This window comes from Paracidovorax anthurii (assembly GCF_003269065.1).
GTDB lineage: Bacteria > Pseudomonadota > Gammaproteobacteria > Burkholderiales > Burkholderiaceae_C > Paracidovorax > Paracidovorax anthurii.
Window position 1 is genome coordinate 94,882 of the sequence record NZ_QLTA01000002.1, and the last position, 14,381, is coordinate 109,262.

Below are 14,381 nucleotides of genomic sequence, written 5' to 3' on the forward strand. Positions count from 1 at the left end.
GTCGTTTTATTCCTTGGGGATGTAGCCGGTGATCTCGAGGCCGTAGCCGGTCATGCTGGGCAGGCGGCGCTGCTGGCCCATGAGCTGCATGCGGGTGACGCCGCATTCGCGCAGGATCTGCGCGCCCACGCCGTAGGTGCGCAGGTCCATGCGGCCGCGCTCGGGCGCGTGGGCCGAGCGGGCGGTGCCGTCGAACTGGGCGATGAGCTGTTCCGCGCTTTCGTCGCAGTTCAGCAGCACGGCCACGCCGCGCCCCTGCTGGGCGATGTATTGCAGGCTGGAGTCCAGGCCCCAGGAGTGCATGGCGCGGCCCACTTCCAGGGCGTCGAGCACCGAGAGGGGCTCGTGCACGCGCACGGGCACGCTCTCGCCCTCGGCCCAGCTGCCCTTGACCAGCGCGAGGTGCACGGCCTGGCTGGGTTCGTCGCGGAAGGCATGGGCGATGAATTCGCCGGCGGCCGTCTGCAGGGGGCGCGTGCCCACCTTGCGCACGAGGGATTCGTTGCGGCTGCGGTAGTGGATGAGGTCGGCGATGGTGCCGATCTTGAGGCCGTGCTGGGCGGCGAAGAGCTGCAGGTCGGGCAGGCGGGCCATGGTGCCGTCGTCCTTCATGATCTCGCAGATCACGGAGGAGGGGCTGCAGCCGGCCATGGCGGCGAGGTCGCAGCCGGCCTCGGTGTGGCCCGCGCGCATGAGCACGCCGCCATCGACGGCCTGCAGCGGGAAGATGTGGCCGGGCTGCACGAGATCGCTCGCGCGGGCGTCCGGCGCCACGGCGGCCTGCACGGTGCGGGCGCGGTCGGCGGCCGAGATGCCGGTGGTCACGCCTTCGGCGGCCTCGATGGAGGCGGTGAAGGCCGTGCCCGTCTTGGTGCCGTTGCGCGCCACCATCGGGGGGAGATTGAGCCGCTCGCAGCGCTCGCGCGTGAGCGTCAGGCAGATGAGGCCCCGGCCGAAGCGGGCCATGAAGTTGATGGCTTCGGGGGTGACGTGGTCGGCGGCGAGGACCAGGTCGCCTTCGTTCTCGCGGTCCTCCTCGTCGATGAGGATGACGATGCGCCCGGCGCGCATCTCGGCCACGATGTCTTCGACCGGCGAGATGGGCGCGGGGGAGAGGGGGGTGTTCATGAAGGCAGGCTTTCGGTGGTTCGCGCGGTGGCGCGCCGCGCGCCCGGGCCCCGGGCGGCCCCCTTCGCAGGGTTCGCAGGAGGGACGGGCGGTGCGGCGGCGCGCGGTGCGGGAGCGCTCGGCGCTCCAGAGCCGTCGATTTTAGTGCAGTCGGCTCTCTCGCGGGGTGGGCGGCGCGGGCGTGTATGGGGAGCGTGCCAGCGCGCCGCGCGCCAGGACGGTGGCGAGCAGCGCGAGGCCCAGCAGCTTGAGGGCGCAGGCGGCCGAGACCACCGTGGCCCAGCCGGGGGCCTGCATGTGCGGCATGGCGAGGTTTTCCACCACGTCCGAGACCACCAGCAGGGCCATGAGCCAGTGCGCGTGGCGTGGCAGCCATCCCAGGCGGCGGCCCCGGGGGATGGCCCGCGCGACGAGCCGCCGCAGCGCCCAGGCCACGGGGTAGGCCAGCCACAGGGTGTAGGCCGCGATCAGCGCCCAGTCCCATGCGATGGCGCGGCGCAGGGCGTCGGTGTCGCCGCAGGAGAGGTTCCAGGCGGCATGCCAGTGCGCGGTGAGCTGGTAGGCCGAGGGCAGCAGGCGTGCCCAGGCGGGGGCGCCGTCCAGCGCGCAGGCATCGCGCTGCACGCCGATCACCGCCGCGAAGAGCGCGGCCACGACCAGCGGCAGGACCCGGCCGATGGTGCGCCAGGGCTGGGTGCGGGGCACCTGCTGCGCGGGCACGGCGGCGGCCACGGGCAGCGCGCTGGCGTCGATGACGTCGCTGGGGTGGCGCTCGCGCGCGTCCAGCCCCGTCCAGACCCAGTAGGGGCAGTCGTAGGCCTGGTCATGCATGGGCGTGAGGGGGTCGCCGGGGCGCAGCCGGGCGCGGTCCGCGCGCAGCCCCTGCGCGAGGGCTTCGTCCACCATCCACCGCAGCGTGATGTTGGAGAGCCCGTCGCGGGCATAGGAGCCGCCCACGTCGCTGTGCACGCCGCGGAACCAGCGTTGCTCGAAGCTGCGGTGAGGCCGCTCCTGCGCGGTGAAGCGGGGATCGACGTAGCGGCTGGGTGCGTAGGCCGCGCGGGATTCGTGCAGCGACATCGCATGGCGCACGTGCGCGAAGCGCTTGCGCGCGAATTCGCCGGGGTCGGTGATGGTGATGCCGCCGAGCACGCCGCTGCCGATGGCCGCCACCGTGTCCCACACGCCCACGAAGTGCACGAGGGGCGCGCGGCCGAGGGAGAAGTTGTCGAATACGTCGCGCGCGAAGTCCTCCCGCTGGCGGGTGCCGGACGGGTTGTGGCGCCCGCGCGGGGCGAAATAGGTGCGCACGAGGCTGTCGAGCAGGGGGAGGCCTTCGGGGTGCATGAGGCCGTACAGGTTGAGCATGCCGGCCACGGACCGCGCGGTGAAGGCCCCGCGCGAGAACCCGAGCAGGTAGATGCGGTCGCCCTCCCGGTGGGTGCGCACGAGGAATTCATACGCGCGGGCGATGTTCTGGAACACGCCGCTGCCCATCGCCAGGCCGGACAGCCGCTCCACGGCCTCGTTCGCCCGCGAAGCGGGATTGGCGGCCGGAAAGGTGTTGGCCGTGCCTACGCCCGGGTCGTAATAGACCAGCTGCTCCGGCTCCAGGCCCTGCGGGTCGGGGCCCTTGTCGAGCATGCGCAGCAGCTTGACGATGTTGGTGTCCTGCTCGTTGCCCAGGATGTTGCCGGTGCCGTCGAAGAGCAGCACCAGGTTGCGGCCGGGCGATGCCGCCCAGCGGGCGTCGGCAGCGGCGCACTGGCGCAGGATCTCCTCGCGCGTGGGTTGGAAGCCGCCCGGCGCGGCGCCGTGGGCTTCGGCGGCGCGCGCGCCAGGAAGCGGCGGGGTGGCCGCGTGGACGTTCTCGATCATGGCTCTCCCTCTCTGCAAACATTTTTTTGTGTGGCCATTCTGGCCGGCGCGGGCCGGTGCCGGCAAGGACGTGGCGCCGCCGCCACCCGCCTGCCCGTTTCCTGCCCTGGCGCTGCCGCGGCGCCCGTGCCCGGGCGTGTCAGATTCCGGGGGCTTCCAGGTGCAGGTCGCTCAGTGGATAGGCCACGCAGGGCAGCACGCAGCCCTCGGCCCTTTCCTCCGCCGAGAGGCCGGGCCACTCGATGGCGTAGCGCACCTCGCCACCCGCGAGCATGCCGATGCAGGTGCGGCAGGTGCCGTTGCGGCACGAACTGGGCCAGTCGATGCCGCCCTGTTCCAGCGATTGCAGCAGCGTCTGTTCGGGCCAGGCATCGCACTGGGTGCCGTCGTCGCCGACGCGGGCGATGAAGAAGGGGGCCGAGGAGGAGGGCGAAGTCATCGAAAAAGTGTCCTGGAATGTGGAGTCGGGGTCAGAAAGGCGGTATGTCGGCGATTCTGCTGCATTGTTTGCTATTGTTTTGGTAGCGTTTTCCGGGCCGCAAGGTCCGCCACGGAACTGCCTAAAAGAGAGGCAGTGCGAGACAAGTCCTTGTGAATCAAGCACTTGCCTGTGCCATACAGCGCTTGTCCCGGGTTATCCACATGGTTGTCCAGTGCCGGACGGGATAACCGTATGTCCTGTTTTCGCGCGGTGCCCAAAAAATAGGCGATGGGAGGGTTGTCCTTTGAAATCAACGACTTGGCGTGGCCGTACAGGATCTTTCCCGGGTTATCCACATGATTGTCCAGTGCGGGCAGGGATAACCCGGAGGCCGGTCATTGCCGGGGCGGGATGCGAAAGGATTGCACCGTGAAGGCCCGCACCTTCTCGGGCGCCATGCCTGCCCCGGCAGGGTTGCATGCCGTTGCAATCGTGTCATCCGTGGTTGTGCTTGGCGTCTCCCGGGCGCACGGGTGGGGCGGGGGCGTCCCGGGGCTGCCGGGAGGGGTTGCGGGCGGGCGCCGGTAGGGATGAAATGGCCGCATGCATTCCCTTCCCGATTTCTCCCAGGGCGCCGCTTTCGTGCGCGGCCGGTATGTCCCCATCGCGGAGGCGGCCATCCCGATCACCGACTGGGGCTTCCTGCGCTCCGACGCCGCCTACGACGTGGTCACGGTGTGGGATGGCGCGTTCTTCCGGCTCGATGCCCACCTGGAGCGATTCTTCGAGAGCTGCGGGCGCTTCCGGCTCGACCCGCGCCTCACCCCGGCGGGCGTGGCGGCTGTGCTGGAGCAGTGCGTGCGCCTGTCGGGCCTGCGCAGGGCCTATGTGGAGATGATCGCCACGCGCGGCCAGCCGCCCTGGGGCTCGCGCGATCCGCGCGAGGCGGTGAACCAGTTCTATGCCTTCGCCGTGCCCTATGTCTGGATCGCCAGCGCCGAGCAGCGCGAGCGCGGGCTGCACCTCGTGGTGAGCGACGTGCAGCGCATCCCCGCGCGCAGCGTGGACCCGCGTGCCAAGAACTACCACTGGAACGACCTCACCATGGGCCTGCTGGCCGCGCTGGACGCGGGTGGCGATACCGTGGTGCTCACCGACGGCGCCGGCCACGTCGTGGAGGGGCCGGGCTTCAACGTGTTCTGCGTGGACGAGCGCGGCACGGTCGTGACGCCGGCCGAGGGCATGCTGGAGGGCATCACCCGGCGCACGGTGATCGAGATGGCGCAGGCGCTGGCGGTGCCGCTGCAGGAGCGTGCCCTGCCGGCCGGCGAGCTGCGCGGCGCACGCGAGGTGTTCATCTCCAGCTCCGGCGGCGGCGTGATGCCGGTCACCCGCGTGGATGGCCGGCCGGTGGGCGACGGTGCCGTCGGGCCGGTCACGCGGCGGTTCGTGGCGACCTACTGGGCCTGGCATGCCGACGAGCGCTTGCGTCGGCCGGTGGACTACGGGAGCCGGGCCCCGGACTGAAGCGGCTCCACCGCAGGCGCGCGCGGGGCTTCAGAACGTGTTCTCATTCTCAGAGCAGCGGGGCCGAGGCCGTGTCCGTCGGGCCGCGCGCGGGCAGCTCGATGTGGAAGACCGCGCCTCCCCCGGGCACGTTGCGGGCGTAGATGCGGCCTTCCAGGGCATCGATGATCTTGCGGCAGATCGCGAGGCCCAGGCCGGTGCCGCCCGAGCCGTCCTTGGTGAGGCTCGATTGCGCGAAAGCGTCGAAGATGCGCTCGAGCTCGTCCGGCGGAATGCCCGGGCCCTGGTCTTCCACCTCGATGTGGATGTGGTCGCCGGCGTCCGCGTCGGCGCGCAGGTGGATGGGCGTTTCCTCGGGCGAGAACTTGATGGCGTTGGCCAGCAGGTTGCGCACGACCTGCTGGAAGCGCAGCGGGTCGGCCCGCACGACGAGCGGCCGGTCCGGGAGGTCGAGCCGCAACTCCTGCCGGCGCGAGGCGAGCAGGGGCTGCAGTTCGCGCGCGACGGAGCGGATGTGGCCGCGCAGGTCGGTCCGCTCCAGGTGGAAGGTGCCGATGGCGCTTTCGATCTTGGCGACGTCGAGCAGGTCGTTGACGAGCGCGAGCATGCGCTGCCCGGCCACGAGGATGTCCGAGAACATCGGGGCCAGGCGCGTGTCGCCGCTGCGCGCCACGCCCAGCTCGGCGAAGCCGATGATGGACTGCAGCGGGGTGCGCAGTTCATGGCTCATGTTGGCCACGAACTCGGCGCGGGTGCGCGCGGCTTCTTCGGCGGCATCGTGGGCTTCGCGCGTGGCGCGTTCGGCTTCGCGGAACTCGCTGATGTCCATGAGGATGCTCAGCACGCCGGTCACGCCGCCGCGCTCGTCGTGCACGGCGGCCTTGAGCACGCGGGTGGCGCGGCGCGTGCCGTCGCCATAGGACAGCTCCAGCTCCAGCGACGTGCCGCCACCGCTCTCCGCGAGCGCCGCATCGTCGCGGGACTGGCGGGGGTAGAGCTCCAGGCTGCGGCCGACGACCTTGTCGCGGGGGCGCCCGATCGCCAGTTCCCAGGCGCGGTTGACGAGGATCACCCGGTGCTCCCGGTTGGTGAGCATCATCGGCTGCGGGCTCGTCTCCAGCAGCAGGTTCTGGAAGGCGAGCTGCGCCCGCAGCCGTTGATGGGCCTGCTCGCGCTCGGTCGAGTCCACCGCGCTGCCGGCGAAGGCCTTGATGCCGCCCCTGGCGCCGTCGCGCAGCGGCACGATCGCCACGTCGAGCACGCGCTCGTCGCCGTAGCGGTCGCGCAGGCGCACCTGGCAGGCGCGCAGGCTCGCGTCGGCGTGGGGGTCCAGCATGGCGGCCATGTCGCCCTGGCTCGATGGCGCCACCAGATCCTGCAGTCGCTGGCCGACGGCACTCGCGGGGGGCTGGCCGATGAGCGTGGTCCAGCGGGCGTTGACGTAGGTGAGCGCGCCGTTCTCGTCGGTGCGGAAGATGAGCTCCTGGACGCTGCGCAGCAGCAGCGCCAGATCCTGCTCGTTGCGGGCGATGCGCGCCTGGGCGGCATCCACGGCCCGCTGCGCGGCTTCGCGCGCCCGCAGGCTGCGCCACGCGATCCAGGTGAGGGCGAGCGCCAGTAGCACCATCAGCAGCCCCATGGCCAGGAACTGGTAGGCCTCCCAGAACCAGCGCTGCAGCGCCGCCGCGTAGGGTTCCTCGACGATCACCACCAGCGGCTTGCCGTGCGACGCCCGGTACGCGAGGATCCGGTCCTTGCCCAGCACGCCGGTGCCGACATAGCTGCCGTGCTCGCTGCGCGGCAGGTAGCTGGTGAACACCGGCAGCTTCGAGAGGTTCCACCCCGCGAGGTTGTGCGTGGTGATGGAGGAGGCCAGAACGTGGCCGCTGTCCGTGGCGATCACCGCGTCGTAGCTCAGCGATTCGAGTGCCAGGTACTGGAAGTTCGAGAGCGCGTCGGGGTTCATGAGCCCGACGAGCTGCAGCACGGCGCCGCTCTCGTCCCGGAAGCCCTGCAGCATGGGCACGAACGAGAGTCCTGGGGGGACGGCGGCGGGTGGGCTGTCACGGCGCAGGCTGGCGAGCCCGCGCCCGGAAAGGGGCGCGCCGATGTGCTGCCGGCCCGGCTCCAGCCAGGGGCCGAGCCGTTCCCGGTCGATCTTGATGCCCGTGGCGGCGGGATCGGTGCTCGAGAGCACCCGGCCGTCTTCGCCCACGATCGAGACGCTGCGCATGAACGGCAGGGCGGCGAGCACCTGCCGCATGGCGTCGTCCGTGGCCTGGGGGTCGTCCCGGCTGCCCGACATCGCCGGCATGTGCGCGAGCGTGGCCAGCACCACCTCGCCGGCCTCGAAGGTGCGCGTGGTCTGGTCTTCCAGGACCCGGGCCAGCAGTTGCGCCTGGGTGATGCTGGCTGCCAGGGAGCTGCGCATGTCGCCCACCCCCACCGCGATGGTGGTGATGAGCGCCCCGGCGGCGGCGGCCAGCCCCGCGGCCAGCACCAGGGCGCTGGCCGGCTGGCGGGACGCGCGCCGCGCGAGTGTCCGGAAGGCTCCGTTGAACGGTATGCCGCGCAGTACCTGGCGCATCATGGAATCACCAGCGGGCCGAGCCCGTGGTGGTCGGCCGCCGCGCGCAGCCGTCCGTCGCTCTGGATGCGGCCCACGAAGGCATCCACCGTCGCGAGCCATTCCGCATCGCCCGGACGCACCGCGTAGGCGGAGGGGATGACGAAGAAGGGCTCGGGCGGCTGGATGATGCGGACCCAGTCCGCGCTGTCCAGCAGGCGCCGGGCGTAGGCATAGTTGGTGATGAACACGTCCACGCGTCCGGCCATGAGTTCGCGCTCGCGGTTGCCGGGGGGCTTCACCGTCACCATGGTGGCGTTTTTCAGCCGCTCCGCCAGCACGGTCCCGATCAGGCTGCCGTTCTGCACGGCCACCACCACGCCGGGCCGGTCGATGTCGGCCCATTGCCTGACCACCGGGTTGCTCTTGGTGGTGACGGCATACAGGTCGCTGCGCAGATAGGGCCGGGTGAACTGGACATCCCGGAATCGGGGCGGCAGCGTGCCGAGGGCGAACATGGCCACGTCGCAGCGCCGGACCTGCAGGTCGTGCGCGACCTGGTCGAGCGACGAGTCCACGTAGCGCACCCGCACGCCCAGTTCCTGCGCGAACTGCCGGGAGAGTTCGATGTCGAGGCCGCTCAGCTCCTGCGTGCGCGGATTGCGGTACGTGATGCCGTGGTAGTCGGGCCAGATGCAGACGAGCACTTCTCCCCGGGATTTCACGCGGTCGAGGACCATGCCGGCATGCACGGGGCCGGTCTGGCACAGCATGGCCCCCCAGGCCAGCAGCCCGAGGAGCAGAAAGAGGGGCGAGGGTCGGTGGGAAAACGGGCGCAGGATGGCCCGTGCGCCCGCGCGTGGCTTGCGGCAGGGCGCTGGCGGCGGGTGCCGCTGGATGGGGTGCGGGGGTCGCCGCTGCCGCCTGTCCGGGCCCATGGAATCAGATGCCCGCCATGGGCATGGTCGGGCCGAGCCGCCGAACGGCTTCGGCGACCTGCAGGGTGCTGAAGGGCTTGGCGAAGAAGCCGCTGGCACCCGCCTGCTGTCCGGCGGCGCGGTCCTGGACGCTGTCGCGTGCGCTGAGCATGATCACCTCGGTATGCGCCAGCGCGGGGCAGGCCCGGATGCGGCGGCAGACCTCGAAGCCGTCGAGGTCCCCCGGCATCATCACGTCCAGAAGCACCACGTCCGGCCGTGCGGCCTGCGCGATGGACCAGGCGCTGGCACCGCTGTCCGCCTCGTGCAGCTCCATGTCGCCGCCTTCCAGCGTCATGCGCAGCAACCGGCGAATCTCGGCGTGGTCATCGACGATGAGTACGGTTTTCATGGAAACTGCGAATACAAAAAGAAAGGGGTGAATGGATCATATTTACTAGATTTAATATCTGCAAGTGCCCAGCATCTCCGTGATTGCCCTCGGCTGCGAACTTATGGTCCGGAGCGGGGCACAATGCCTGCTATGCCGAATTCCGACGATTCACTGCGCGACCACTACACGACCCTTGAAACCGCCAAATTGCTAGGGATGGCCGTCCGTTCCATACAGCTCATGGTGGACCGGGGAGAGTTGGAGGCGTGGAAGACGCCCGGTGGCCATCGGCGGATCTCCCGGGAGTCGGTCGAGCGCTGGTTGCGCTCACGCGAGGTGGGCGCGGAGCCCCATGCCTCGCCGCCGCCGCCCTCTGCGCGCGGCGGGGCCGCCACGGCCCGGCGCCGGGTGCTGCTCATCGAGGATTCGGTCCATTACCAGAACCTCATCCGCCTGCTGCTCGAGCAGCAGTTCCCTGAAGTGGAACTGCACATCGCCAGCGATGGCATCGCGGGACTGGCGATGTGCGGCAAGCTCGAACCCGACGTGCTCATCGTGGACATCCTCCTGCCGGGGCTCGATGGCGCCGCGCTCATCACCAGCCTGCGCTCGCATCCGCAGTTCGCCCGGCTGCAGCTCATCGTGGTGACTTCGCTGGATGAAGCCGAACGCGCACCGTATGCCTTCGCGCTCCAGGGCCTCACGGTGATCCAGAAGTCGGTGCTGGTGGCGCACCTGCCGCAGGCGCTGCGCGCATTGACGGTCCTGTCACGCGGGTGACTCCATGTCAACCGAGCCTGGCGCCGCCCGGCCCTGTGTCCTGCTGGTCGAGGACGATCCCTCCGTGGCGCGCTTCGTCGCCATGGCACTCGAAACCCTGCCCGTCAGCGTCCAGAACTGCGCCAGCGTGGAAGCCGCGCTGGCGTGGCTGGAGTGCCATCGTGCCGCGCTGGTCATTACCGACCTGATGATGCCCGGGGAGTCCGGCGCCGGCTTGCTTCGCCGCCTGCATGCCACGCCGGCCCTGGCCGCGGGAGCGCGCATCGTGGTGCTCAGCGCCGGTCTGGACCATCTGGTCCGGCAGGATCTGGCCTCCTGGGGCGCGTGGCGGGCGCTCTCCAAGCCCGTGCCGGTGGCCGAGCTGGAAGCCTGCGTGCGCGAGGCCCTGGCGGATGTCTTGTCGCCGCCAGCCGCCGCACTGGCGGATAGGGAACCCACGCATGCCAAAGGCCAGCCGGTGGGTGGAGGGCGGCCCGATGCTGCCACCATCACGGCGGAGGAGGCGGCCATCCAGGAGTATTTCGCGGGGAACGCGGAGCTGTTCCATGCCTACCGGGAAGGCTGCATCGCGCAGTTCGTCCACGATGCGGTCCAGGGCGACCTCGCGTTGGAAATCGGGGACCTGCCGGCCCTGCGCCGGCTGTGCCACAGCCTGGCCAGCGTGCTGCGCACCCTGGGGCGGCCGGCCGACGGGCTCCTTGCACGCACGATCGAGATCGCGGCCCGGGACCACGATGTGTCTGCTGCACGCCACCATTGGGCTTCGTTGCGGCGGCGTTTGGCTTTTCCGGGGAGAGAATGAGCGCAGCTCGATGTGCTCAGGCGCGGCTTTGAACCTGCGTTCCATCCTGGGGAATGCTTGCAAAAACAACGCCGATAGTCTATTTGAAAAGAATAAATTGATAAAAGTAATTGTCTCTATTTGATGCAATTTGTATCATTTGTTCGTTCTTCAAGGCGACACACGCACGGGAGGGCCGTGCGAAAGCTATAACGGACGAGGTTGATATGACTTTTTTCTCCCGCATGGGAATTGCGCGGCGGCTCTATGGCGTTTCCGTCGTGCTCATCCTGGCTCTGACGGCAGCGGCGGTGCTGTCCTGGACCCAGTTGACGAACGTGGCCATGCTGGCCGAGCAGACCGGTGCGACCCGTGTGCCACAGCTCACCCGCATCGCGAGCACCGAGCTCAGCATCACCCAGATCTCCCTGCAGATCCGCCACGCCATGCTGGTGCGCTCGCCGCAGGCGCTCCAGGAGACGTTGGCCGACATCGACAGCAAGTACAAGCGCATCGCCGAGAACGATGCGGCCTACGGGGTTGCCCTGATGAGGCCGGAGTCGCGTGAGGCGTTCCGCGCATGGCAGAAGCTCGAGCAGGAGTTCAAGCCCATCGCGGACCGTAACATCCGCCTGGTCGTCGAGGGCCGCAAGGACGAAGCGTTCGACGTGCTGGTGGGCGAGACCATTCCGATGCGCAACCGGCTGCTGGCCTGGCTGGCGGCGGAGCGTGAGCGGCAGACGGATCTGCTGCGCAGCGAACTGGGCGGCATCCAGAAGGAGGCGACCAAGTCGCGCACGCAGCTCTCCGTGCTGGTGATGGTGATCGCCTTGGGGCTCATCGGGTTCTCCTGGTACATCGCGAACGTGCTGCGCCGCCGGGTGGAGGTTTCCCGCTCCGTGGCGGAACGGGTGCGCGACGGCAACCTCACCGTGCCGGTCGTGGATGGCAGCCGTGACGAGTTCAGCCCGTTGCTCCAGGCGCTGCAGGACATGCAGAACTCGCTCGCGGGGGTGGTTTCCACCGTGCGCCAGGGCTCCGACAGCGTGGCCACGGCCTCGGCAGAGATCGCGCAGGGCAACCACGACCTGTCGTCGCGCACCGAGCAGCAGGCCAGCGCGCTGGAGGAGACCGCGGCTTCCATGGACGAGCTGGGCGCCACCGTGCGGCAGAACGCCGACAACGCGCACCAGGCCAGCCAGCTGGCCCAGGGCGCGTCCAGTGTGGCGGTGCAGGGCGGCGAAGTCGTGGCGGAGGTCGTGCGGACCATGCGCGGCATCGACGAGAGCAGCAAGAAGATCGCGGAGATCATCGGCGTGATCGACGGCATCGCCTTCCAGACCAACATCCTGGCACTCAATGCCGCCGTGGAAGCGGCGCGCGCGGGCGAGCAGGGTCGGGGCTTCGCGGTGGTGGCTGGCGAGGTGCGCAGCCTTGCGGGCCGCAGCGCGGAGGCCGCCAAGGAAATCAAGGGGCTCATCACGGCGAGCGTGCAGCAGGTACAGCAGGGCAGTGCGCTCGTGGACAAGGCCGGATCGACCATGAACGAGGTGGTGGATTCCATCCGCCGCGTGACCGACATCGTGGCGGAGATCAGCGTGGCCAGCCGCGAGCAGAGCGCGGGCGTCGGCCAGGTGGGCGAGGCCATCACGCAGATGGACCAGGTCACGCAACAGAATGCGGCGCTGGTGGAGCAGAGCGCCGCCGCGGCGAATGCCCTGCGCTCCCAGGCGGACCAGCTCGTACAGGCCGTGGCGGTCTTCCGTGTATCGGCGACAGGGCCTGGCGCTGCGCCGCATGCCCTTGCCGGCGGACCGCGGGCCGCGCGGCCGCACCTGCCCGCGCAGGCGGATCGCATGGACATGGGGTTGCCGCAGCTCAGCGCCTGACCCGGGCGGCATTGGCGGCTAGCCCGGTGCGTCGCCCTGTTCAGCGTGCGGGCGCGGGGGGCAAAGCGTTCTCGGGGGGCGGCAGGTTATCGCGCAGGATGCGGCGGATCTCCAGGATCGCGGCCGGCTGTTCCTGAACGCTGTGTCCCGAGGCGATGATGCGCTCGGAAACCGCGCCGTCCAGGTGGGCGCTGGCGTAGGGAACGATGCCGTCGCTCGATGACTCCAGGGGGCCTTGCGGCGTTTCGCGGCCCATGATCGAGTGGTAGGGAACGCGCGGCGAGATCGGGAACCGGGCGGCCTCCTGCACGAACGGGTCGGTGTCGCTCAGGTTGTCTATGCTGTTGGGCAGGCGCACGATGTCGCCGTCCCTGCCCTCGGGAGGCGTGACCTGCGTCAGCCGGCGCGTGACCCCCGAGAAGCGCTCCAGCATCGCGAGCGGCAGCGTGACCAGGTTCGAGAACCACCGCGAAAGCCGCTGGTTGGCGAACGGCGTGCCCCGGTGCGGTGCGGCGATGAAAATGGCGCGCCCCACCTGCGGCATGGGGTGGAAGCGCAGGAACGGGTCCAGTTCGGTGCGCAGCGCATCCTGGTCCTCCTCGGACAGGGGGTGGTGCTCCAGCAGGATCTTCCACAGTGCGTCGCCCGAGTCCGACACCAGCAGGCGCGAGAGCACGCCGCCCATGCTGTGGCCGATGAGCACGATGTCGCGCGATGCCGGCGCCGTGCCGGCCGGATCGAAATGCGCGATCGTGCGCTCCAGCGCATCCTGAATGGCCTGCCGGTTCACCCACAGCGGCATGTTGGTCGGGTAATAGACCTGCCAGACCTGGTAGTTCTGCCGCAGGCGTTCGTCGCCCAGCACCTCGTTGGCCACGTTGATCCAGGCCTCCGGGCTGCTGGCCAGGCCGTGGAGCATGACGATGGTGCGCCGTGCCGGATCGTAGGGCTGCATGAGGTGGATGCGTGGCGCGGCCAGGCCGTCCTCCTGCCCGAGCAGGGTGCGCAGTGCCTGCAGCGCGAAGCCCGAGCGCGCCAGCCAGAGGCCGTAGCCCGCCGTGAAATTGCCCGCCAGCGGCACGCCGCGCCCCGCCAGATTCACCTGCGCCGTGTGGTGGGGGTCGTAGAGCGCCACCTCCACATCCCGCGTGCTCAGTACCTGGCCCAGTGTGTCGCCATCGAACCGCAGCAGCGCCGTGACCGACGGGTAGGGCATTTCGCGGAAGGGCGGATCGTCCTCCGACGCGGCCTGGATGGAGGTGCGCCTGCGGCCGCTGGCGGGATCGGGCCCGTCGGGCGCCTGCATGACCGTCACCAGCTCGGCGCCGAAACCGTCGCGGCGGTATGTGTTGCGCAGCCCGGAGAAGCGCAGGGTGGAGGCCGCGATGAGTTCGTGGGGCAGGGGCGCATCGCTGGGCAGGCGCAGGTCGGAGGCATCGCTGCGCACGCGCCACGCGCCCCACTGGAGCCGCGCATCCGGCGGCGGTTCCTGGCCGTCGGCCTCCACCTGCCGGCGGTAGCGCTGGAACATGGTGGCCAGGGCCTGCTGCGTGGCGAAGTTGTAGTAATCCCGTACCTGGGTCTGGCGGTCCTCGAAGGCCCGTTCGCCCGGGCTGCGGGGGGTGAAGAACAGGTAGGCCCAGGCGTGGCGCGCGGACTCGAGCCAGGCGCCAAGCTGCTCGTCCTCGCTGGTCGGCCCTGTTTCCTGGCGATCCCGCTCTGCGTTGAGCGCGGCGAGCAGCCAGAGCTCGGAGAGCGTGGACAGGCGCTGTTCGTCGTCGATGCCGGTCGATGCGGCCAGCGCCGCGCGGCAGGTGGCCGCGTCCCGCTCGCAATCGTCGGCATTGCTGCCGATCACGCGCAGCACCTCCCCGGATGCGGGGCTCAGGCGGCCGGTGGTCAGGGCGTCGCCACGCCGCTGCACCAGGTAGTCCCGGGGAGAGACGGAGGAGACGGTCACACCCGCGCAGCCGCCCAGCAGGGCCGCCAGGCCGACCAGGCCGATGCATCGGAGCAGGCAGAGGCGGATCGCGGTGGCCGTGGCGGGCGCCCGGGCAAGGGCGGGCGGGAGGGGGGTGAGGCGCAGGTGCACGGTGGGGT

11 protein-coding genes are annotated in these 14,381 nt (G+C 70.1%); 4 read left to right on the forward strand and 7 right to left on the reverse strand.

The genetic code is table 11. From position 1 onward, the window contains the following. Positions 1-6 precede the first annotated feature (6 nt). From ribBA to AX018_RS01575, 3 genes are all read right to left on the reverse strand, one after another. A complete protein-coding gene (gene ribBA, locus AX018_RS01565; RefSeq protein WP_111875535.1) occupies positions 7-1,128 on the reverse strand; it encodes a bifunctional 3,4-dihydroxy-2-butanone-4-phosphate synthase/GTP cyclohydrolase II in 1,122 nt (373 codons plus the stop codon). Positions 1,129-1,269: 141 nt separating this feature from the next. Next, the gene (locus AX018_RS01570) at positions 1,270-3,006 is read right to left on the reverse strand and encodes a T6SS phospholipase effector Tle1-like catalytic domain-containing protein (RefSeq protein WP_111875538.1); all 1,737 of its coding nucleotides are present in this window, start codon (positions 3,004-3,006) and stop codon (positions 1,270-1,272) included. Positions 3,007-3,145: 139 nt separating this feature from the next. Then, positions 3,146-3,445: a 2Fe-2S iron-sulfur cluster-binding protein gene (locus AX018_RS01575; protein WP_111875540.1), complete on the reverse strand. Its 300-nt coding sequence runs from the start codon at positions 3,443-3,445 to the stop codon at positions 3,146-3,148. 585 nt (positions 3,446-4,030) lie between these two features. Between AX018_RS01575 and AX018_RS01580 the strand changes: the two genes are divergently transcribed. Then, positions 4,031-4,954, forward strand: a complete 924-nt coding sequence (locus AX018_RS01580; protein WP_111875542.1) for an aminotransferase class IV — start codon at positions 4,031-4,033, stop codon at positions 4,952-4,954. 49 nt (positions 4,955-5,003) lie between these two features. Here AX018_RS01580 and AX018_RS01585 read toward each other — a convergent pair whose 3' ends face one another. The 3 genes from AX018_RS01585 to AX018_RS01595 all read right to left on the reverse strand — a co-directional run bounded on the left by AX018_RS01585 (position 5,004) and on the right by AX018_RS01595 (position 8,849). After that, complete coding sequence (locus AX018_RS01585; protein WP_245951387.1) at positions 5,004-7,544, reverse strand: sensor histidine kinase; 2,541 nt, start codon at positions 7,542-7,544, stop codon at positions 5,004-5,006. Continuing rightward, positions 7,541-8,293 carry an ABC transporter substrate-binding protein gene (locus tag AX018_RS01590; protein WP_211322346.1) on the reverse strand — a complete coding sequence of 251 codons (753 nt, stop codon included), beginning with the start codon at positions 8,291-8,293 and terminating at the stop codon, positions 7,541-7,543. Before AX018_RS01590 ends, AX018_RS01585 begins: the two co-directional genes overlap by 4 nt. Positions 8,294-8,462: 169 nt before the next feature. Next, a complete protein-coding gene (locus tag AX018_RS01595) occupies positions 8,463-8,849 on the reverse strand; it encodes a response regulator transcription factor (RefSeq protein WP_111875550.1) in 387 nt (128 codons plus the stop codon). Between the two features lie 132 nt (positions 8,850-8,981). Between AX018_RS01595 and AX018_RS01600 the strand changes: the two genes are divergently transcribed. From AX018_RS01600 to AX018_RS01610, 3 genes are all read left to right on the forward strand, one after another. Then, positions 8,982-9,611, forward strand: coding sequence for a response regulator (locus tag AX018_RS01600; protein WP_111875553.1), 630 nt, complete (start codon positions 8,982-8,984; stop codon positions 9,609-9,611). Positions 9,612-9,615: 4 nt separating this feature from the next. Then, entirely contained in the window at positions 9,616-10,413 is a 798-nt protein-coding gene (locus AX018_RS01605; RefSeq protein ID WP_111875555.1) for a response regulator, read from the forward strand. A 206-nt stretch (positions 10,414-10,619) separates the two neighbouring features. Next, the gene (locus AX018_RS01610) at positions 10,620-12,281 is read left to right on the forward strand and encodes a methyl-accepting chemotaxis protein (RefSeq protein ID WP_111875557.1); all 1,662 of its coding nucleotides are present in this window, start codon (positions 10,620-10,622) and stop codon (positions 12,279-12,281) included. 40 nt (positions 12,282-12,321) lie between these two features. Here the strand turns inward: AX018_RS01610 and AX018_RS01615 are convergent, their stop codons facing one another. Then, positions 12,322-14,373 (reverse strand): esterase/lipase family protein, encoded by a 2,052-nt coding sequence (locus tag AX018_RS01615; protein ID WP_353618461.1) that lies wholly within the window; start codon positions 14,371-14,373, stop codon positions 12,322-12,324. Between the last annotated feature and the right edge of the window lie 8 nt (positions 14,374-14,381).